The following is an 18,824-nucleotide window of genomic DNA, read 5'->3' as shown; positions in this document are numbered from 1 at the left end:
GCCCTGAGCCGTGCAACCTCCCCAAGCGAGGGCCGGAGAAGCACCACAGGTGTAGCATGACCAAGGAAAAGTTCACCCGGATCAAGCCCCATTGCAATGTGGGCACCATCGGCCACGTCGACCATGGCAAGACGACGCTGACCGCGGCGCTCACCAAGGTCTCGGCCGATCGAGGTTGGGGAGCTTTCGTCTCGTATCAGGACGTGGCCCGCGCCTCCGCGGCCCAGGGCATGCGCGATGCCTCGAAGATCCTCACCATCGCCTCCGGGCATGTGGAGTTCTCGACGCAGAACCGCCACTACGCCCATGTCGACTGTCCCGGCCATGCCGATTATGTGAAGAACATGATCACCGGCGCAGCGCAGATGGATGGCGCGATCCTGGTGGTGTCCGCACTGGACGGACCCATGCCGCAGACTCGCGAGCACATCCTGCTTGCGCGGCAGATCGGCGTGCCCCGCATCGTGGTGTTTCTCAACAAGTGCGATGCGGTGGAGGATCCTGAGCTGATCGATCTGGTCGAGCTCGAGATCCGCGAGCTCTTGAGCCGGCAGAACTACGAGGGCGACAAGGTGCCCTTCATCCGCGGTTCCGCCCTGCAGGCCCTCAACGGGGCCAGGGGCGAACTGGCGGATGAGGCGATCCTCCGGCTCTTCGAGGCGCTGGACAGCACGATCGAGCTGCCCGAGCGCGCCGAGGACAGGCCCTTCCTGATGCCGATCGAGAGCGTGCGCACCGTCTCCGGCCGGGGCACGGTGATCACCGGCTTGATCGCGCGCGGTGCGGTCAGGCTCGGCGACGAGGTCGAGCTCGTCGGCTTCGGTGCCCGTCGCAAGACGGTGGTCACCTCCATCGAGACCTTCCAGAAGATCCTGGACCAGGGTCTCGCCGGAGAGAATGTCGGCTGCCTGCTGCGCGGCGTCGAGCTCAAGGAAGTCCGGCGCGGCCAGGTTCTGGCCAAGCCCGGCACGGTTGAGCCGCATGCCCGCTTCGAGGCCGAGGTTCATGTTCTCACCAAGGAGGAAGGCGGGCGTCATACGCCCTTCTTCGGCCATTACCGGCCGCAGTTCTTCTTCCGCACGGCCAACGTCACCGGCGGTATCGAACTGCCGCCGGACGTCGAGATGGTGATGCCCGGCGACACCGTCGTGCTCACCATTGCCCTCAACGAAGCCATCGCGCTCGAAGCCAATACGCGCTTCGCCATCCGCGAGGGCAATCGCACGGTGGGGGCCGGCGTGATCAACCGGCTGCTCGACTGAGGGCAGCAAAGCGGAGGGCGGGCGACTGCCCTCCGTGTTCAAGGCTTATTCCGGCTTTTCAGAATAGGGCACGGGTCCCCTCCACACGAAGCTGGGGAGGTCACGCACACAAATTGTGTACGTTGCCTCGCGCAGCGAGGTCGGGAGGGGTGCGGGCCGCTCAAACCACCTTTGCAAGGTCAGAAACAGGCTTGCAATTACCTTGCTCTGTGCCAGCATCGCCACATGGAAGAGCCTCGCCTTTTTCGCCGGACATCGCGCAAATTCGCTCGCGACGCACGCTCGCATATGACCAAGGGAGAGGCATTTCTCTGGCAATTGTTGCGTCGAAATGGCGTTGGAGCTCGCTTTCGGCGGCAAATGCCGATCGGCCCCTATTTCGCTGACTTCGCCTGTCCTTCAGCTCGACTGATCATCGAGGTCGACGGACACACCCACGACGACGATGAAGCGCAAGCCCGAGATCGCGAACGTCAAAGCTGGCTTGAACGTCTGGGGTGGACGGTTTTGCGTTTTCGGGATGAGGCGACTATCGGCGGCATGATGGTCGAGGATACCATCCACAACGCAGTGCGATTGGGGTTGACGAAGCGAAGTAAGATGTAGCCCTTCATAATCAGAGGCTGAGCAAGCGGCCTGCACCCCTCCTGACCTCGCTGCGCGAGGCAACGCACACAATTTGTGTGCGTGACCTCCCCAGCTTCGTGGGGAGGGACCCGCGCCTCATCCGGCCCGCTCCTGGCCCGCTCCGATCGCCGACTCCAGCAGGGTGCGCACCGAGGTTTGCAGATGCTCTTCGAGCCGCATCTGCGCTTCTTCGATCACGCCGGATTTCAGGGCCGTGAGGATGCTCAGATGCTCGGCCAGCGCCGTGCGGTAGCGCTCGATCTCGTCGTCCTTGCGCCACTGATAGTGGTAATGGAAGACGAAGGACACCACGTCATAGAAGCTCGTCACGAAGCGATTGTTGAGCTGATCCACCAGGAAGCGGTGAAAGCGACGGTCGAGTTGCGGAAACTGGCGGATGACCTCGTCCCCTCCCCGGCTCATGGCCTCATGGGTCTCGATCAGCCGGCCGATCTCCCGCCACACCGGATCAGCGCTGCTGCGTTGCGTGAAAAGCCGGATAGCCTCGATCTCGAAAGTGCGCCGCGTTGCCGCAAGCTCACGGGCGAAGGGGGCATCGAAGGCGCAGAGCCGCCAGCCTCCGCGCGGCGCCTTCTCGACCAGGCCGTAGCGTGAAAAACCGATCAAGAATTCGCGCACGCTCACCGTGCTGGCGCCGAAGGTCCGTGCGAGTTCGGCCTCCGAGAAATTGCGTCCGGGCATCAGATCCCCGGCGACGGCCATCTCGAGAAAACGTCGTTCCACCAGATCCGAACGGCTCTCGGTTTCGGCCACGCCGAAATAATCCGAGGCCAACGGCAGCCGGTGCAGCAGGGTCCGCCGGCCGTCGCGCCGGACCAGCCCCACTTGTTCCAGGCCTTCGAGGGCCGAACGCATCGCCGTACGGCTCACGCCGACCTCGCGCGCCAGCACAGCCTCCGGCGGCAGCTGCGCACCGGGCTGCAGCTTCGCCATGATGTCGAGGGCCAGATTGGTGGCCTTCATCGAGACATTGCGCGGGCGCGGCATCGCCGTTCCTCAGGATTACAGTCGCATTTCGTTGTCGCTCGACGTCTGGTTGTCGCTGCGTGGCCCGCATAGATGCGATTCACGGCTGCACAATCAAGCAAGAGCTGAGATAGCCGGCCCAATGCGGTCGCGACGCTTTGTGCCCTTGTCGCCCCTAGCAGTGCATGCTAGTGTTCTCTATAAATAAAAGACACCTACACAACAAGGGTGTCCGAAGCAAAGCGCGTTTTGGCTAAACCGCGCTTTGGCTCGCACTTCGGTTCGACGCGTCTTTGCGATTCGAGGCGATGCCCTCAAATCGCAAAACACTTTTGGAAACGCACAATGCTCGCCACCCGGCTCGAACCGAGTGATGCCGCACTGGAAGCGCGTGGCATCTCCAAGCGGTTCGCAGGCGTCCCCGTCCTGCATGATGTCGACTTCTCGGTCGCGGCCGGGGAGGTGCATGCGCTCGTGGGCGAGAACGGAGCCGGCAAGTCCACCTTGATGAAGATCGTCAGCGGCATCCTGACAGAGTTCGACGGCAGCCTGTTCAGTCGCGGTCTCGGCCTTCGCTTCACGTCGGTGCGGGAAGCCCAGGCCGCCGGCATCGCCATCATCCATCAGGAACTCAACCTCATTCCCGAGATGACCGTGGCCGAGAACATCTTTCTCGGTCGCGAACCGCGTATCGCCGGACTGTTCGTCGACCGCCGCGGCCTCGCCCACGCTGCTGGCGACCTGCTCACGGGCTTCGGCGTTTCCCTCGATCCCGAAGCCCGCGTGGGATCGCTGCGCGTCGGCGAGCAGCAACTGGTCGAGATCGCCAAGGCGCTTTCGCTGGAAGCCCGGGTCCTGATCATGGACGAGCCGACCTCGGCCCTGTCGCCGAGCGAATGCGAGCGCCTGTTCGGCATCATCCGCAAGCTTGCCGCCTCGGGCGTGGCGATCGTCTATATCAGCCATCGCATGGACGAGGTCTCCCTGCTCGCCGATCGCGTCACGGTGATGCGCGACGGGCGGCGCGTGCTGACGGCTGCCATGGCGGAGCTGACGCCCGAGCGCATCATCGCCAGCATGGTCGGCCGCGATCTCAGCCTCGCCACGCCGCCGCACACGCCTGACCGCTCGGCGGAAGCCCTGGCCGTGCATGGCCTCGGCCTCCGCCTGCCCCAGGCGCGGGGCGGTTGGAAACGCGTGTTGCGCAACGTGTCCTTCGGCCTGCATCGCGGCGAGATCCTTGGCATCGCCGGCCTACTCGGCTCCGGCCGCACCGAGATCCTGGAAACCATCTTCGGGGCCACCACGGGGCGCCGTGAGGGCCGGATCCTCGTCGACGGTGTCGAGGTCCGGATCGACAATCCGCGCCAGGCCATCCGGCACGGCCTCGCTCTGGTGACGGAAGACCGCAAGGCGACGGGGCTCCTCTTGCACTCGGCCATCCGCGACAACGTTTCGCTGCCCTCCCAGCCGCTGCTGCGACGCTTCGGCCTGCGCGATGACCCGCTGGAAACCCGGCTTGCCCGCGAGGCGATCGCCAGCCTTTCGGTGCGTTGCCGCTCGCACGAGCAGGTCGTGGCCGAACTTTCCGGCGGCAATCAGCAGAAGGTGGTGATCGGCAAATGGCTCGCCATCGGTCCGCGCATCCTGCTGCTCGACGAGCCGACGCGCGGCATCGACATCGGCGCCAAGAAGGAGATCTATGACCTCATCTTCCGCCTCGCCGGACAGGGCATGGCCATCCTCGTCGTCAGCTCCGAGTTGCCCGAACTGCTGCTGCTCTCCGATCGCGTGCTGGTCATGCAGGAAGGGCGCCAAGCCGGGATCCTCGAACGCCGGGAGGCCAGCGAGGAAGCGATCATGACCCTTGCCTCGCCTCGACGGTCGGCCGCCCTGCCCGAGCCCACCGGCATTCCACCTCTCCCGCCTGCCCCCAATATGCCGTCAATGAGCCGTCAATGACCTTTCTGAGACTTCTGTCGCGGACCAAGCTGTATTGGGGCCTCGCCGCGCTCTTTGCGATCGGCGTGGCCTTTTCGCCGGTCACTTCCAAGGGGCGGAACATCTTCCTCACCTCCGGCAATCTCTCGGACGTGCTGCGCCAGGTCTCGATCACCGGCCTGGTCGCCGTCGGCATGACCATGGTGATCCTGATCGGCGGCATCGATCTGTCCGTCGGCTCGATCCTGGCCCTGGGCACCGTGCTGGCGGCATTGCTGCTTACGCAGCCGGGCTTCACCGTGGCTGCGGGCATTGCTCTGCCCATCACCTTCCTGGTTGCGATGGTCGGGGTCGCCCTGATCGTCTCCTTCATCTCCGGGCAGGTCGGCACGGGCAGATCGGCCGCGACGTCAACGCCGATCCACCCAAGCCGCCGTAGATCGGCGCTCTCGGCAGTCTGGCTCCCCGTCGCGGCTGGCATCGTCGTCGCCGGCCTGTTGACGCTCTGGCTGGCCTCCCAGGCCGGCAGCCAGTTCGGCATGCCCGGCGTCCTGATTGCCGTCGCCTGCGTCGGGCTTGCGGTCGGCGCGCTCAATGGCGCGATCATCGTCAGTGGCCGCCTGCAGCCCTTCATCGTCACCCTGGCAATGATGGTCACCATGCTCGGCCTCGCCCGCCTGGTCGCCGGCCAGGACAGTGCCGTGGTCGCGGTCTATTCCGGCACCAACGCCACAGCCGACATCGATCTGCTGCGTGCCGTGCTATGGGGCGTGCTGCCGGTGCCAGGCCTGTTCTTCCTGGCAGCGCTTGCGCTCTTCATGGTGGTGCTGAAATTCACCGCCTTCGGCCGTTATGTCTATGCCATCGGCGGCAATGAAGAGGCGACGCGGCTGTCCGGCATCGCCGTCACGCCGGTGAAGATCTCCGTCTACGCCTTTTCCGGCATGCTCGCTTGCATCGCCGGCGTGCTCTATGTGGCGCAATACCGCCAGGGCAAGCCCGATGCCGGCGTCGGCCTCGAACTCGACGCCATCGCGGCCGTCGTAATCGGCGGCACCAGCCTGATGGGTGGGCGCGGGAGCCTGGCCGGCACGCTAGTCGGCGTGCTCATCTTCGGCCTGCTCACCAATATCCTGCAGCTTCACAACATCTCCACCAACGTCCAGTTGGTGATGAAGGGGCTGATCATCATCCTCACCGTGCTGCTGCAGGAACGCAATCTTGGCCAGATCTTCGCGTCGCTCCGGGCGAGCCCGCAAGCCGAGGCGCAGGATGAGAAGACCTATAACAAGCTGGAGGAAACCCCATGATCAACCGCCGAAACTTCATCCGCGCCGCGCTCGCCAGCGGCGGCGCCATGCTGATCCCCCTGGGCTGGACGCCGCGCGCCCTTGCCGAGGACAAGAAATATACCATCGGCTTCTCGCAGGCGACCACGCTCGAGCCCTGGCGCGTGCAGTTCAACAAGGACCTGAAGGCCGAAGCCGAGAAGCATCCGAACGTCAACCTGCTGATGGCCGATGCGGAGGATAAGACCGAAAAGCAGGTGTCGGACACCGAGAGCTTCATCACCCAGGAAGTCGACGCCATCCTGATCAGCCCGAAGGAATCGGCGGGCCTGACCGCCGTGGTCGAAAAGGCGATGGACGCCAAGATTCCGGTCTTCGTGCTCGACCGCAACGTCAATTCCGAGAAATACACCCAGTGGATCGGTGGCGACAATGTGGTGATCGGCCGGGCCGTCGGCGACTTCGTGGTCAAGACGCTGGGCGGGGCCGGCAAGGCCAAGGGCAATGTGGTCGAGATCTGGGGCGGCCTCGGCACCCAGGCGAGCCATGACCGCTCCAACGGCTATCACGAGAAGGCGGACAAGGAGAGCGGCATCAAGCATCTCCTGAACCAGCAGTCGGCCGACTGGAAGCAGGCCAAGGCCTATGAGGTGATGTCGACGGCGTTGCGCAATTTCGAGGACATCAACCTGGTCTACGGCCACAACGATCCCATGGCCTATGGCGCCTATCTGGCCGCCAAGGATGCCGGCCGTGAAAAGAACATCCTGTTCGTCGGCGTCGACGCCCTGCCCAATGAGGGTGTCAAATACGTCCATGACGGCGTGCTCGCGGCGACCTTCGTCTATCCCACGCCCGGTGCCGAGGGGCTGCGCCAGGCCCTGAAGGTCCTGGGAGGCGGAACGGTCGAGAAAAAACTGGTGCTGGATACCCAGACCATCACCAAGGACAATGCCGACACAATCCTGAAGGCGAACGGATTGCTGTGAGGTAGTCTAGGCGGAGAAGGCCTCGCCTTCTCCGCGCCGGCAACGCCAAGGCTGGGACCGCGGACGTCTCGTCCGCCTCTTGGAACCACTGCATATACAGGAAAGCAAGAAGCGGACGAGACGTCCGCGGTCCCAGCCGCTCTGCCTCCCTACCCCAACCGCATCAGCACCAGCCCGCCCAGGATCAGCAAGGCCGAGAACCCGCGCACCGGCGTGAGGGGCTCCTTCAGGAAGACCATGGCGATCAGGCCGCCGAACAGCACGCTGGTTTCGCGCGTGGCGGCAACCAGGGCGATGGGCGCCACCGTCATCGCCCAGATCACGATCCAGTAGGCGGCGAGCGACATCGCCCCTCCGGCAAAGCCCGGCACCAGGAATTTCAGGGCCGGCCGCACGCCCGCCCAGCCCTTGCGCCATAGGCAGATCACCAGCATCGGATAGGCATCGAGCGCAAACAGGGCGGCCGCATAGGAATTCGGGCTTCCCGCAGCGCGGGCACCGATACCGTCCACGATGGTGTAGAGCGAGATGGTGACGGCGGTGAGCAGGGCGTAGATCACGGCAGTCCGGCTCGGGACCAGCGAACCGCGCTGCCCTTTCAGCGAGATCAGCAGGACCCCGAGCCCGAGCACGGCAATGCCGGCGACATTGCCCCAGGTCATGGGATCGTGAATGAAAGCCAAGGAAATCGCCGTGGTGGCCAGCGGTGCCGCACCGCGCGCGATCGGATAGACTTGGCTCATGTCAGCCCGCCGATAGGCCTCGGCCAGGAACAGGTAATAGGCCAGGTGGAGGGCGGTCGACAGCGCCACCCACACCCAGGCGTCCTCGTTGGGCAAGCCCGTGATCGCCAGGGCCGGCAAGGCGATGATGCCGCAGGACACAGCGATCAGCGTCATCGCCAGGAAAGGGTCGAGCTTGATCTTGACCAGCGCATTCCACCCGGCATGCAGGGCCGCCGCAGCAAGCACGGCCAGAAAGACGGGGAGTTGCAATTCCATGGGACAGCGACTTCGAGGCGAGGGGCACCGACCGGCGACGGCAATGGTGCGGGCCGGTGGCGCACGATAGAGGGACGGGCAAAACGCCAGGCGAATTTCACCAGCGCTTTCAGTGCCCTCCTTCTCATCATGACAGTTTGATGTCAAAGCCGCTTCGCGGGGTGCGACGTTTCGCGTGCGCCTTCAGGCCGCAACCCAAACCAGATTGTCGTTGGAGAGAACGGATTCGCCGGACCAGCGATAAGCCGTCAGCACGCCGCCCTTGGCGACGCTGAAATCCAGGCACGACGCGGCGGGCGACAACAATTGCGGCCGGCCCGACAGCCAATAATGGCCGAACATCACAGGTATGGCTTCTTCATAGCAGCAATCGGCAGGCACGGGATCGTCCGGCAACTCGCTCGTTCGATCCTCCAGCCCCAGGGCCGCGAGCCGGAAAGTCGTGGCCTCCCGGTCCCACCAGCGCAGGCGAGCCTCATGCCTGGTGTGGCCGTCCTTGTCGCGGAAAGAGTGCCCGCCGGGCAGCCGCACTTCCGGTCCCTTGAGCAGGACATCGGCGGCGAGATGCTCCGGCGTGCCGCTGCGATAGGCTTTGCGTAGGCCCTCCCCATGAAAGCGTCCGGCCGAGTTGAGGCAGATTGCGGCAAGGCAGGCCTGCGAAGCGGCGTGCCAGCACGCATGCACGATCCGCAATCCGCCGAGATCGAGCCACACCGGCAGCGAGGCAAACCAGGCCAGCGCCTCGCGGTAGGCCGACGATCCCTCCCCGATCTGCGCCAGAAAGGCGGCATGCTGCTTTTCGTTCTTTTCGGTATGGGGCCGCAGGAAGCCGCCTGTGCCGTCCGGCGTGGCCCAGCCGAGTGCATTGAACTCGTGATTGCCCATGACCGCCCGAGCCGTGCCCGCCCCCGCCATGGCACGGACGACGCGGAGAACCTCGACCTGTTCCGGTCCCCGATCGATGAAATCGCCCAGGAAGATCACCGAGCGCGAGGCATGCCGATAGGCGCCGTCCCGTTCGCGATAATCCAGCCTCGCCAGTAGCCTGTGCAGCGCATCGGCATGGCCATGAATGTCACCGATCACATCATAATTCGCTATCAAGTTATTGATTTTCCTTGTTCATATCGAGATACAAGCGATTGCTCGCTTGCCCCCTTCTCCTTCCTGGGACGCCACGCCCACTCTCTCAGGGCGGGCCATGACCGCCGCTTGACAGGGAATGGCTGCCCGCGCCAAGGTAAGCCATGGCCACCTTGCGCATCATCTTCGTCGTTTCCAAACAGCGCCTCCGCATCGGGGGCAGGTGATCGCGCGCGCCATCAACAGCGAAGTCAGATCGAAAATGTACCCCGCCGGTTCGACGGGGTTCTTTTTTGCTGCCGTCTCCGGCCAATCGGAGATGATCCATGGAAATCCCCTTTTCTTCCGCGCGTTCCCAGGCCTCCCCGCAGGGCCTGTGGCTGCCCTTGATCACGCCATTCCGCGACGGCGCGCTCGATGAGGTTTCGCTCAGGCGTCTCATCCGCCATTACGGCGAGTTCGGACTGGACGGCCTCGTTCTCGCTGGCACCACAGGTGAGAGCCTCACGCTCGACGAGGGTGAAAGGCAGCAGCTGGTCGAGGTCAGCGCGGACGAGCTTGCCCGGCAAGGCTATCGACTGCCGCTCTATCTCGGACATTCCGGCAGCGATACGCGCAAGCTCTCCAAGCGGCTTCACCGCCTGGCGGACTGGCCGATCGCGGGCCACCTGATTGCCTGCCCCTATTACAGCAGGCCCTCTCAGGCTGGGCTGGTCGCCCATTTCAACGCACTGGCGAACAGCACCCGGCACTCGATCCTGATCTACAACATTCCCTATCGCACCGGCGTCAATCTGGGCAACGACGCGATGCTCAGGCTCGCCGAACGGCCCAATATCGTCGGAGCCAAGGATTGCTGCGCCGATCCGGCCCAATCGGCCGAATTGCTCCGGCTCCGGCCGCCCGGCTTTTCCGTGCTGACCGGCGAGGATGCCTTCTACCACGCCGCCCTGTCTGCCGGCGCCGACGGTGCCATCCTCGCCTCTGCCCATGTCGAGACCGCCGACTTCATCGCCATCCGCGACGCCTTTGCCCGCGGCGACGAGCCGGCCGCCGACGGTGCCTGGCGCTCCCTTGGCGAGCTTGTGCCTCTGCTCTTTGCCGAACCCAATCCGGCCGCGATCAAGTACTGGCTCTGGCGAACGGGCCTGATCCACAGCGGCGAATTGCGGCTGCCGATGACGCCGGTGAGCGCCGCGCTCGCCGCCCGCCTCGACGGCGCGATCGACCGCCTGAAGCCGGCGACTTAGCCCTCAACGCAATTCACTTGAGGGGGAAACACTCCGATTTGTCATAGCCGGGTCAAGCCTCGGCTATGACAAAGGCCTGCGAAATGGAGAACTCTTAAATGACATGCATTGGACTTAGCCTGCCCCACACCCAGGAGGCTGCGCACAGGATTGACGGGTCGCGGCGCGGGTGTAGGCTTCATTGCGGATGATGGAGGGGGACGGGATGATGAAACTGGCATCGTGCATCGTGCTGGCAACCGCCCTGATGTCCATCATCCCGGCCTTCGCCCAGGCTCCCAAGAGCACGGTTGCATCCGCCGCCGTGCAGAAGGAATTCAGCGGCTTCATCACCAAGTTTCGGGCTGCGCTGAAGGCCAATGACGCAGCGGCCGTCGCCGGCCTGACGAAACTGCCATTTCAGAATGACACCGCCATCGCCGACGCCGCGCAGTTCCGCGCCAAGATCTACCGGCCCGATTTCATCGCAAAGACCCGGACCTGCCTGCAACGCGAAAAACCCGTTTATGATCGCGATGGCGACGGCAACGACACCTATTCCATCGGTTGCGGCGAACAGATCTTTGTCTTCACCAGGACACCAACGGGCTTCCTCCTGAGTGACATCGCCATGAACGATTGACAGGACCGGCGGGATCAGGCCGCAGCCGACCTTTAGCGCGCCAATGCCGCCTTGCTGCGCTGGCGCCATCTCGGCCAGATCAGGAGCCAGCCGACCAGGACGAGATTGACCACGTTCCACAGGAAGCCGTGCAGGAAGGCGAGCCGGTAGGACTGGGTGGCGTCATAGATGAAGCCCGAGGCGAGACCGCCGCAGGCCATGCCGAGCACGGTCGCCATCAGCACCAGGCTGATGCGCGCGCCCGCTTCGCGCGGCGGCAGGAACTGGCGGATGATCACCGCATACATCGGTACGATGCCGCCCTGAAACAGGCCGAACAGGCCCGAAATCACCCAGAGCGAGGAGAGGCTGTTGAAGAAGAGATAGAGCAGCAGCGCTGCCCCCTGCATGGCGGAGCCGATCAGCAGCATTGGCCCGGCGCCGATGCGATCGGCGACAAAGCCGGAAGCAAGGCGGCTTACCACGCCCAGGCCCAGCATTAGGGAGATGATCTGGGTGCCGATGGCCACGCCATAGCCGAGATCCCCGCAATAGGCGACGATGTGGACCTGCGGCATCGACATCGCCATGCAGCAGGCAAAGCCGGCCACCACCAGGATCGCCTGCAGGGCATTCGCCGAGAGCCCGAGCTCGCTGCGTGCGGCCTCGGTGGCGGCCTCGGCCGCGGCATAGGTGGTGGTGGCAGGACGACGTGTCAGCGCCAGGGCCAGCGGCAGCATGGCGGCCGGCGCGAACAGGCCGATGCCGACATGGGTGGCGCGCCAGCCATAGGCGGACTGGAAATGCTCGATTACCAGCGGCCAGACGGCACCGGCAAGATAGCTGCCCGATGCGGCGAAGGTCACCGCCAACGCCCGGTGCTTGCGGAACCAATGCGAGAGATCGGAGATCAGCGGCGCGAAACCAGCGGCCGAGCCCAGGCCGATCACGGTCGAGAGAGCAGCGAACTGCCAGATATTGGAGGTGGAGGCGGCAAGCACATAACCGGCGCAGAGCAGAGCGGCACCGATCACGATCGGCACGACGATGCCGAGCCTGTCGGCCAGGCGGCCCATCACCACCCCGCCGACGGCAAAGCCCAGCATGGTGCAGGTATAGGGCAAGGAGGCTCCGCCCCGCAGCGTATCGAACTCCACCTGCAAGGTCGGCAATACGACCACCACCGACCAATTGCCGACGCAGGCGACCGTACCCAAAATCAAGGTGAGAACAAGACGCAGCCAGGAATAGGCGGAATCGACATCGCCAGGCCTTTTGGCCTCACGGGGCAAAGCTGACACGGAGAGTTTCCTCGTTCCGGAATATTATCCTGAATATGCATGTTTCGCCGACCGGACGGCGTGCAATGGTCAGGCTATAGCAGCTTCCTCCCCGGCTTCGCCAGATCGATCCAAGCATGGCTGGCCTTCCGGATGGATGCCTCATGCGCTCCCCTGCTCCAGGGCCCGCAATACGAATGCCGCGCGCTCGCCAACGGGCCGCAGCGGCAACGGCACCAGCTCGTAACCGAGACCGGCATAGACCTGCATCATCGCCTCATGCGTTGCCTGTGCCTCTTCCAGGCTCTGCTTGCGCTCGGCATCGCCGGCATAGATCGCCGGCCAGGGCGGGGCGATGAAGACCTGCCGCCGGTAACGGCAAAGCGCTGCAGCCTTGCGAGCCGGCCCAGGCACCGGCAAACCGCAGAGGTGGAGGTAACCGATCACATCGGGGATGCCGCGATCGAAAACCACGAGCCCCTCGACTGCCTGCACCTCGCGATAGGAGCGCATGTCGGCGGCAAGCATCAGATTCGCGAAGGCAGCGCGGTCGGCCCATGGCAGGGCATCGCCGCCGATGGCGACCTGGTCCTGGATGATCGCGCGGCCGGCCTCCGGCATGGCCTGGATTCCCTGGGCAACCAGGGCTGATATCAACGTAGTCTTGCCGGATCCGGGACCACCGGTCAGGACGACGAAACGATCGATCTGAGACAAGGCTCGATCTCCTCTTGTGATAGCGATGCAGTCAGGGGGACGCAGCAAGCATGGCAGGAACCCGTGCGAACGGGGTGCAAGCGGCAGGTCAGGAAAAGGAATTGGAGGAGTAACGTCGACCGTACACTGTCCGGGATGTCGACCTCGAGCGCATGGGCAGGACACGCCATCGGCCCTGCGACTCACGAGTTAAGGCTACACCGCCGACGGGTCGACCGAAACCCCTGCCGCCTCGCCGGCTTTCAGCGCGCTATCTCGGCGGCCCAGGAAATCACGAAAGCGTCGCCTCTCCCGTAGAGAGTGTCGGTTGCAGGTCATTTGCTCGACGCTCGAGGCAACACGATGCGGATAAAGAGGGGTACGCCGCTCATGGCACAACATCACAGGGGACAGTCAGGCATGACAGACAAGATCGGCAAGGCGGGTGCACAGGGCTTGATCGTGGATCGCCGCGAGCTGATGAAAGGAGCCGCTGCGCTCGGCCTCGGCTACGGCCTGACCGGCATTCTCGGAGGGCCGGCTCTGGCTGCGGAGACACCCAAGAAGGGTGGCACGCTGCGCATCGGCATGGAGGGCGGTTCGGCTTCCGACACCCTCGATCCGCGCTCCTTCGCCGATTCCATCCCGCTCAACTACGGCTATCAGATCTGGAACGGCCTGATCGAGATCGACAATAACGGCAATGCCGTCGGCGAGCTCCTGGAGAGCTGGGAAGCCAAGCCAGGCGCCAAGGAATGGATCTTCAACGTCCGCAAGGGCGTCACCTTCCATTCCGGCAAGACGCTCGATGCCGATGACATCATCTATTCGATCAACCTGCATCGCGGCGACACCAAATCGGCGGCCAAGGACCTTCTGTCGGGCATCACCGAGATCAAGAAGCTGTCCCCGACCCAGATCCAGATCAGCCTGAACGGCGGCAATCTGAACCTGCCCTACAACCTGACCGATTATCACATTCTCGGCGTGCCCAACGGCTTCACCGATTTTTCCAAGCCGGACGGCACCGGCGCCTACAAGCTGGAGACCTTCGAGCCGGGCGTGCGCATCGTAACCAAGAACACCGGCCATTACTGGAAGCCGGGCTGCGGCAATTTCGACTCGGTCGAGCTGCAATATATTGGCGATTCCTCCTCGCGCCTGCAGGCGCTGATCGCCGGCCAGGTCGACGCCATCAACCGTCTCGACCCCAAGACTATGGATCTGGTGACATCCTCGCCCGACGTAAGCGTGGTGCAGACCAAGGGCACCGGCAACCGCTATGCCTTTGTGGCGCTGTGCGACACCGATCCCTATTCGAATGTCGATCTGCGCTGGGCGCTCAAATATGGCATCGACCGCAAGAAGATCGTCGACACCGTCTATCAGGGCTATGCCACCGTCGGCAACGACACCACGATCAGCCCGATGAACAAGTATTTCGCCAAGGACCTGGCGCAGACGCTCTACGATCCGGAGAAGGCCGCCTTCCACTACAAGAAGGCCGGCAGCCCCCAGCTGGAGGTCAAGGTCTCGGAAGGCGCCTATAGCGGCGCTACAGACGCTGCCCTGCTCTACCAGGAATCGATGAAGCAGGCTGGAATCGAGCTCACCGTCACCCGCGTCTCGGCCGACGGCTACTGGTCGAACATCTGGCTCAAGGATCCCTTCTGCGCCGTCTATTGGGGCGATCGCCCCGCCATCGACCTGCAGCTCTCGCAGACCTATCTTTCGGACGCGGCCTGGAACGACACCCATTGGAAGCGGCCGGACTTCGACAAGCTCGTCCTCGCCGCACGGGTGGAGGAAGACGAGGCCAAGCGCAGGGAAATGTATTTCGAGGCGCAGAAGATGATCCACGACGATGGCGGCATGATCTGCTTTGCCGTCAGCGACTATCTCGACGGCTATGCCAAGAAGGTGATGGGGACCGCGCCCCATCCGCGCTACGACATGTGCGACCAGCGCATCGCCGAAAAGGCCTGGTTCGCCTGAGCCCGAACGCCCCAGCTAGGGCGCCGGTCAGCGCCCTAGCCCCACCAGAAAATGGCGGCGATGATGACGTAGAGGCCGACGAGCGCAGCGCCATCCGCCATGTCGGCCCGGCCATCCGCCGTGACGACCACGCCGATGATGGCCGACAGCATCAGGGCCACCGCCAGCATCGGCGGGATCACCAGGGTGAAGGGCGTGCCGCCCATGGCATAGCTGACGAAGACCAGCACCGGGATCAGCGCCAGCGCCACCTGCAGCGAGGAATTCAGGATCACGCTGATGGCAAGTTCGGCCTGGTTGCGCAAAGCGAACTGGATGCCCACGACGTTCTCCACTGCATTGCCGACGATGGCCACGATGACGAGGCCGGCGAAGGCCTGGGAAATGCCGAGCGTCACGATCGCCGGGTTCAGCGCCTCGACGAACCAGTCCGACACGAACAGGGCGGCAACGCCGGCGAGCGCCAGGATCGTCAAGGCCAGCCAAAGCGGCCAGCCATCCTCCTGCTGGCCATGCGCCTCGGCCGGCACGGTGCGTTCGCTGCCGCCGAGCATGACCCTGACGGAAACCAGGAAGACGAGAAGCAGGACGCCGGCGCAGACCAGGGCCAGCTTGTCCTCATGGGCGCCCGCCGGCAGGTGCATCACCGAAGCGAGTGTCGGCAGCATCAGCGCGGAAACCGCCAGAAGCAGAAGGGCCGCGATCATGCGCGGTCCTGCCGCATCGAACACCAGCACCTTGTGGCGGACACTGCCCGCGATGAAGGCGATGCCGAGCACCAAGAGGCTGTTGCCGAGAATCGAGCCGATCAGCGAAGCCTGCACCACCTCGATCAACCCGGCGCGCAGCGCGAAGATACACACGCACAGTTCAGGCAGGTTACCGACCGCCGATTGCACGATGCCGGTGGCGGCCGGGCTGAGATAGCGCCCGAGATGGTCGGTGGCCTCGCCGATCAGCGAGGCCAGCCCGGCAAGAGCGACGGCACCGATGACGAAGACGAGGATGTGAGAGGCGCCGGTGTAGTTCGCGATACCTGTGGCGGCTGATGCCCCTCCCGCGATGGCGAGCGTCACGAAATCGCGTTTCGACAGCATGGAACCTCCTGCGAAGCCGTATGGGTTTCATAGCCCGGTGCGGAGACGCAAGGGAAGGTCAATCTTGTCACGAAGAACAGGCTCCCCAGATTGAAGAGCCGCCGCCATTCGCCCGGAAGCAGTGGAGCCGTGCACGGATTTTCCATGCCACACCGGCTCGACAGGCAACATTCTCGCGCCCTACCTTCCATACCACCATGCTGGAGGGTCCATGCGCGCAACAGTCCTTTTCCCGATCGCGCTTGCGCTGACGGCCGTCCCGGCCCAGGCGGAGAACCTGCCTCCCCTGCGCCAGGGCGACCTCGTCTTCCAGCAGTCGAAGAGCCCGCAAAGCGAGGCGATCCGCCTGGCCTCGGGCAGCGCCTACACGCATATGGGCATCGTCGCCCTCACGCCCTCCGGGCCAATGGTGATCGAGGCAGCCGATATCGTCCGGCAAACGCCGCTCGAGGCCTTCCTTGCCCGCGGCATGAAAGGCCGCTTCGCCGTCTATCGGGTACGCGGGCTCGATCAAGCCAAGGCAAATGCCGCCATCACGGCGGCACGGACCTATCTCGGCCGGCCCTATGATCTCTATTTTCGCCTCGATCCGAACGCCATCTACTGCAGTGAACTGCCCTACGAGGCTTTCAGGAGCGTTGGGATCACCCTCGGGCAAATCGATCGTTTCGGTGATCTGTCGGTCCGAACCCCTGCCGTAAAGGCGCTGTTCGCCAGGCGCTGGGCCAGCCATCCCGACTGCAAGGGCAAGGCGGCGAATGCCACGGCCTGTTGGGCCCGGATCCAGGATCAGGGGATCGTCACACCGGTCAGCATCGCCCGTGACGACCAAGTCGACCGTGTCGGCGGCAATCTCTAGCGCGCTCCGGTGCAGGAGATCGTCACATTTCCGGCTTGCCGGACGGCTCGGCTACAATAGGATGTCATAAAAGCCGTCGTCACCATCGGGAGAAAGCGCTGCCATGGCCCTCTTCGCCGATCGTTTCAAAGGCCGAAGTGCCGTCATCACCGGCGGGGCTTCCGGCATCGGCCTCGCCAGCGCCAGGCGCATCGCCGCCGAGGGCGGCCGGATCATGATCTGGGACGTCGACGCCACGCGTATCGATGCCGCGAAGGCGCAGATCGGCCCGGGCACGTTCGGCTTGGTGGTCGACGTCACCAATCCGGAGGCTGTCGAGGCTGCCGCCAAGACCTCCGAGCGCCATCTCGGCCAGATCGACGCCCTGATCTGCTCGGCCGGCGTCGCCGGGCGCAACGCGCCGGTGATCGACTATCCGATCGAGGAATGGAAGCGCATCTTCGAGATCAATGTGAACGGGCTGTTCTATGCCAATCGCTTCATCGCGGCGATGATGAAGAAGCGCGGCTATGGCCGCATCGTCAACCTGGCCTCGATCGCCGGCAAGGAAGGCAACCCCACCGCCTCGGCCTATTCGGCCTCGAAGGCCGCGGTGATCGGCTTCACCAAGGCGCTGGGCAAGGAATTGGCGAAGAGCGGCGTCACCGCCAATGTCATCGCACCGGCCACGATCGACACGCCCATCCTCAAGCAGGTGGCGCAGGCCCATATCGACTACATGCTGTCCAAGATCCCGATGGGCCGCTTCGGCCGGGTCGATGAAGTCACCGCCATGATCGCCTGGCTCGCCAGCGAGGAATGTTCCTTCGCCACCGGTGCGGTCTTCGACGCCTCGGGTGGCCGTGCAACCTATTGAGACCAAGGCATCGGGTTCGATCAACCCGCCTCAACGCCAGCGATAGTTGAAGCTCACGCTGATTCGTTCTTCGTCCGCCTGGTTGACCGGCACTTCGTGCCGCAACCAGCTCTCCCACAGCAACACCGTGCCGGCCTGCGGCGCCTCATAGACGAAGGACCGCTGCTCCTGGGCCGCCTTGGCCTTGCGCGGGGGCGCCGCCATCATCAGGCCGAGCCGCGGATCCTCGAGCTTGAGCGCGCTGGAGCCCTTGGGCGTGGCGACATAATAGGTGCCTGATATCACCGAGCGCGGATGGATGTGCGAGGTATGTACGCCGCCTTCCGGCAGCACATTGACCCAGATGTCATCGAGCTTGAGCTTGTCGCGGCCGAGATCGAGCTCAAGCTCCTTGGCAAAGGCGGCAACATGGCCATCCAGTACCTTCACCAGTTTCTTGATTGCCGGAAAACGCCAGGGCAGGTCATTCAGCGATGCGTAGGACGTATAGCCGGGATAGCCATGCTTGTAGCACCAGGCCTGCCCGGCCTCGTCATCCTCGGCGAGGGAACGGCAGGTCGCGTCGATCTCGGCGAGCGGCGCTTGCGCCTCGTCGAGTTCGGCACGATAGAGCTTGGTGACGAAAAGGGTCTTGATCTCGGCCATGGCCAGGGAGTTGCCGGGCAAGGGCGCGCCTGTCAAGCCACTTGTCGCTTCGTCTTGCGTTCGGCAGCGAAAGCTCGCAAGCCCGACGCCCTGCCGCAATGCCGAAGCCCTCCCCTATTTCTGCCAGAAGGGCTTGGCGATCTCCGCCTCGACCTGCCACTTCTTCATGCCGATATCTTCGATCAAATGAGGATTGGCTTTAGCCATTTCCTCAAGGTCCCTGCGAAAATAGATCCGCTGACGCCAGATCGTGATCATCCCTGGCAGGATCGCCAGACTGCAGAGCCGGCGCAATGTTTTGCTCTCTCCAGGCCATTCCTGATGGTGGCAGGCCGACCCAAGGGCGGGAAAATCGTTCATGGCAAC

Annotated in this window: 18 protein-coding genes; 10 read left to right on the top strand and 8 right to left on the bottom strand. The window is 64.1% G+C overall.

The genetic code is table 11. The features are described from left to right. Positions 1-56 precede the first annotated feature (56 nt). Together tuf and U1R88_RS18905 are read left to right on the top strand one after the other, a co-directional pair. Complete coding sequence (gene tuf / locus U1R88_RS18910; protein WP_322432643.1) at positions 57-1,262, top strand: elongation factor Tu; 1,206 nt, start codon at positions 57-59, stop codon at positions 1,260-1,262. Positions 1,263-1,487: 225 nt separating this feature from the next. Further along, positions 1,488-1,868 carry an endonuclease domain-containing protein gene (locus U1R88_RS18905; protein ID WP_322432642.1) on the top strand — a complete coding sequence of 127 codons (381 nt, stop codon included), beginning with the start codon at positions 1,488-1,490 and terminating at the stop codon, positions 1,866-1,868. Positions 1,869-1,985: 117 nt separating this feature from the next. Here U1R88_RS18905 and U1R88_RS18900 read toward each other — a convergent pair whose 3' ends face one another. Then, a complete protein-coding gene (locus U1R88_RS18900; protein WP_322432641.1) occupies positions 1,986-2,897 on the bottom strand; it encodes a GntR family transcriptional regulator in 912 nt (303 codons plus the stop codon). Between the two features lie 324 nt (positions 2,898-3,221). Between U1R88_RS18900 and U1R88_RS18895 the strand changes: the two genes are divergently transcribed. The 3 genes from U1R88_RS18895 to U1R88_RS18885 are packed head-to-tail and all read left to right on the top strand — an operon-like array spanning position 3,222 to position 7,095. After that, entirely contained in the window at positions 3,222-4,838 is a 1,617-nt protein-coding gene (locus U1R88_RS18895; protein ID WP_322432640.1) for a sugar ABC transporter ATP-binding protein, read from the top strand. Next, the gene (locus U1R88_RS18890) at positions 4,835-6,127 is read left to right on the top strand and encodes an ABC transporter permease (RefSeq protein WP_322432639.1); all 1,293 of its coding nucleotides are present in this window, start codon (positions 4,835-4,837) and stop codon (positions 6,125-6,127) included. Before U1R88_RS18895 ends, U1R88_RS18890 begins: the two co-directional genes overlap by 4 nt. 47 nt (positions 6,128-6,174) lie before the next feature. Continuing rightward, a complete protein-coding gene (locus tag U1R88_RS18885) occupies positions 6,175-7,095 on the top strand; it encodes a substrate-binding domain-containing protein (protein WP_322432868.1) in 921 nt (306 codons plus the stop codon). Positions 7,096-7,244: 149 nt separating this feature from the next. Here the strand turns inward: U1R88_RS18885 and U1R88_RS18880 are convergent, their stop codons facing one another. Together U1R88_RS18880 and U1R88_RS18875 are read right to left on the bottom strand one after the other, a co-directional pair. Beyond that, a complete protein-coding gene (locus U1R88_RS18880) occupies positions 7,245-8,096 on the bottom strand; it encodes an EamA family transporter (protein ID WP_322432638.1) in 852 nt (283 codons plus the stop codon). A 183-nt stretch (positions 8,097-8,279) separates the two neighbouring features. Further along, positions 8,280-9,200, bottom strand: coding sequence for a metallophosphoesterase (locus U1R88_RS18875; RefSeq protein ID WP_322432637.1), 921 nt, complete (start codon positions 9,198-9,200; stop codon positions 8,280-8,282). Positions 9,201-9,505: 305 nt separating this feature from the next. On the opposite strand from U1R88_RS18875, the gene dapA reads away from it, so the two are divergent. Further along, entirely contained in the window at positions 9,506-10,429 is a 924-nt protein-coding gene (dapA, locus tag U1R88_RS18870; protein WP_322432636.1) for a 4-hydroxy-tetrahydrodipicolinate synthase, read from the top strand. 205 nt (positions 10,430-10,634) lie between these two features. Beyond that, positions 10,635-11,051: a hypothetical protein gene (locus tag U1R88_RS18865; protein WP_322432635.1), complete on the top strand. Its 417-nt coding sequence runs from the start codon at positions 10,635-10,637 to the stop codon at positions 11,049-11,051. Between the two features lie 32 nt (positions 11,052-11,083). On the opposite strand, the gene U1R88_RS18860 is transcribed toward U1R88_RS18865, so the two are convergent. Together U1R88_RS18860 and U1R88_RS18855 are read right to left on the bottom strand one after the other, a co-directional pair. Continuing rightward, complete coding sequence (locus U1R88_RS18860) at positions 11,084-12,331, bottom strand: MFS transporter (protein WP_322432634.1); 1,248 nt, start codon at positions 12,329-12,331, stop codon at positions 11,084-11,086. Between the two features lie 141 nt (positions 12,332-12,472). After that, positions 12,473-13,027 carry an AAA family ATPase gene (locus U1R88_RS18855; RefSeq protein ID WP_322432633.1) on the bottom strand — a complete coding sequence of 185 codons (555 nt, stop codon included), beginning with the start codon at positions 13,025-13,027 and terminating at the stop codon, positions 12,473-12,475. A 399-nt stretch (positions 13,028-13,426) separates the two neighbouring features. On the opposite strand from U1R88_RS18855, the gene U1R88_RS18850 reads away from it, so the two are divergent. Continuing rightward, positions 13,427-15,001: an ABC transporter substrate-binding protein gene (locus U1R88_RS18850; RefSeq protein ID WP_322432632.1), complete on the top strand. Its 1,575-nt coding sequence runs from the start codon at positions 13,427-13,429 to the stop codon at positions 14,999-15,001. 35 nt (positions 15,002-15,036) lie between these two features. On the opposite strand, the gene U1R88_RS18845 is transcribed toward U1R88_RS18850, so the two are convergent. Next, positions 15,037-16,098 carry a calcium:cation antiporter gene (locus tag U1R88_RS18845; RefSeq protein WP_322432631.1) on the bottom strand — a complete coding sequence of 354 codons (1,062 nt, stop codon included), beginning with the start codon at positions 16,096-16,098 and terminating at the stop codon, positions 15,037-15,039. Positions 16,099-16,309: 211 nt separating this feature from the next. On the opposite strand from U1R88_RS18845, the gene U1R88_RS18840 reads away from it, so the two are divergent. Together U1R88_RS18840 and U1R88_RS18835 are read left to right on the top strand one after the other, a co-directional pair. Then, entirely contained in the window at positions 16,310-16,957 is a 648-nt protein-coding gene (locus U1R88_RS18840; protein ID WP_322432630.1) for a YiiX/YebB-like N1pC/P60 family cysteine hydrolase, read from the top strand. Between the two features lie 103 nt (positions 16,958-17,060). Then, positions 17,061-17,813: an SDR family NAD(P)-dependent oxidoreductase gene (locus tag U1R88_RS18835; RefSeq protein ID WP_322432629.1), complete on the top strand. Its 753-nt coding sequence runs from the start codon at positions 17,061-17,063 to the stop codon at positions 17,811-17,813. Between the two features lie 30 nt (positions 17,814-17,843). Here U1R88_RS18835 and U1R88_RS18830 read toward each other — a convergent pair whose 3' ends face one another. Both U1R88_RS18830 and U1R88_RS18825 read right to left on the bottom strand, forming a co-directional pair. Continuing rightward, positions 17,844-18,479, bottom strand: coding sequence for a TIGR02466 family protein (locus U1R88_RS18830; protein ID WP_245314856.1), 636 nt, complete (start codon positions 18,477-18,479; stop codon positions 17,844-17,846). A 93-nt stretch (positions 18,480-18,572) separates the two neighbouring features. Continuing rightward, positions 18,573-18,818 (bottom strand): DUF1127 domain-containing protein, encoded by a 246-nt coding sequence (locus tag U1R88_RS18825; RefSeq protein ID WP_322432628.1) that lies wholly within the window; start codon positions 18,816-18,818, stop codon positions 18,573-18,575. Positions 18,819-18,824: the final 6 nt, after the last annotated feature.

The organism is Labrys sedimenti (assembly GCF_034424805.1).
Classification (GTDB): Bacteria; Pseudomonadota; Alphaproteobacteria; order Rhizobiales; family Labraceae; genus Labrys; species Labrys sedimenti.
The sequence above is the reverse complement of the archived record's forward strand: the minus strand, read 5'-3'. Positions and strand labels throughout refer to the sequence as shown.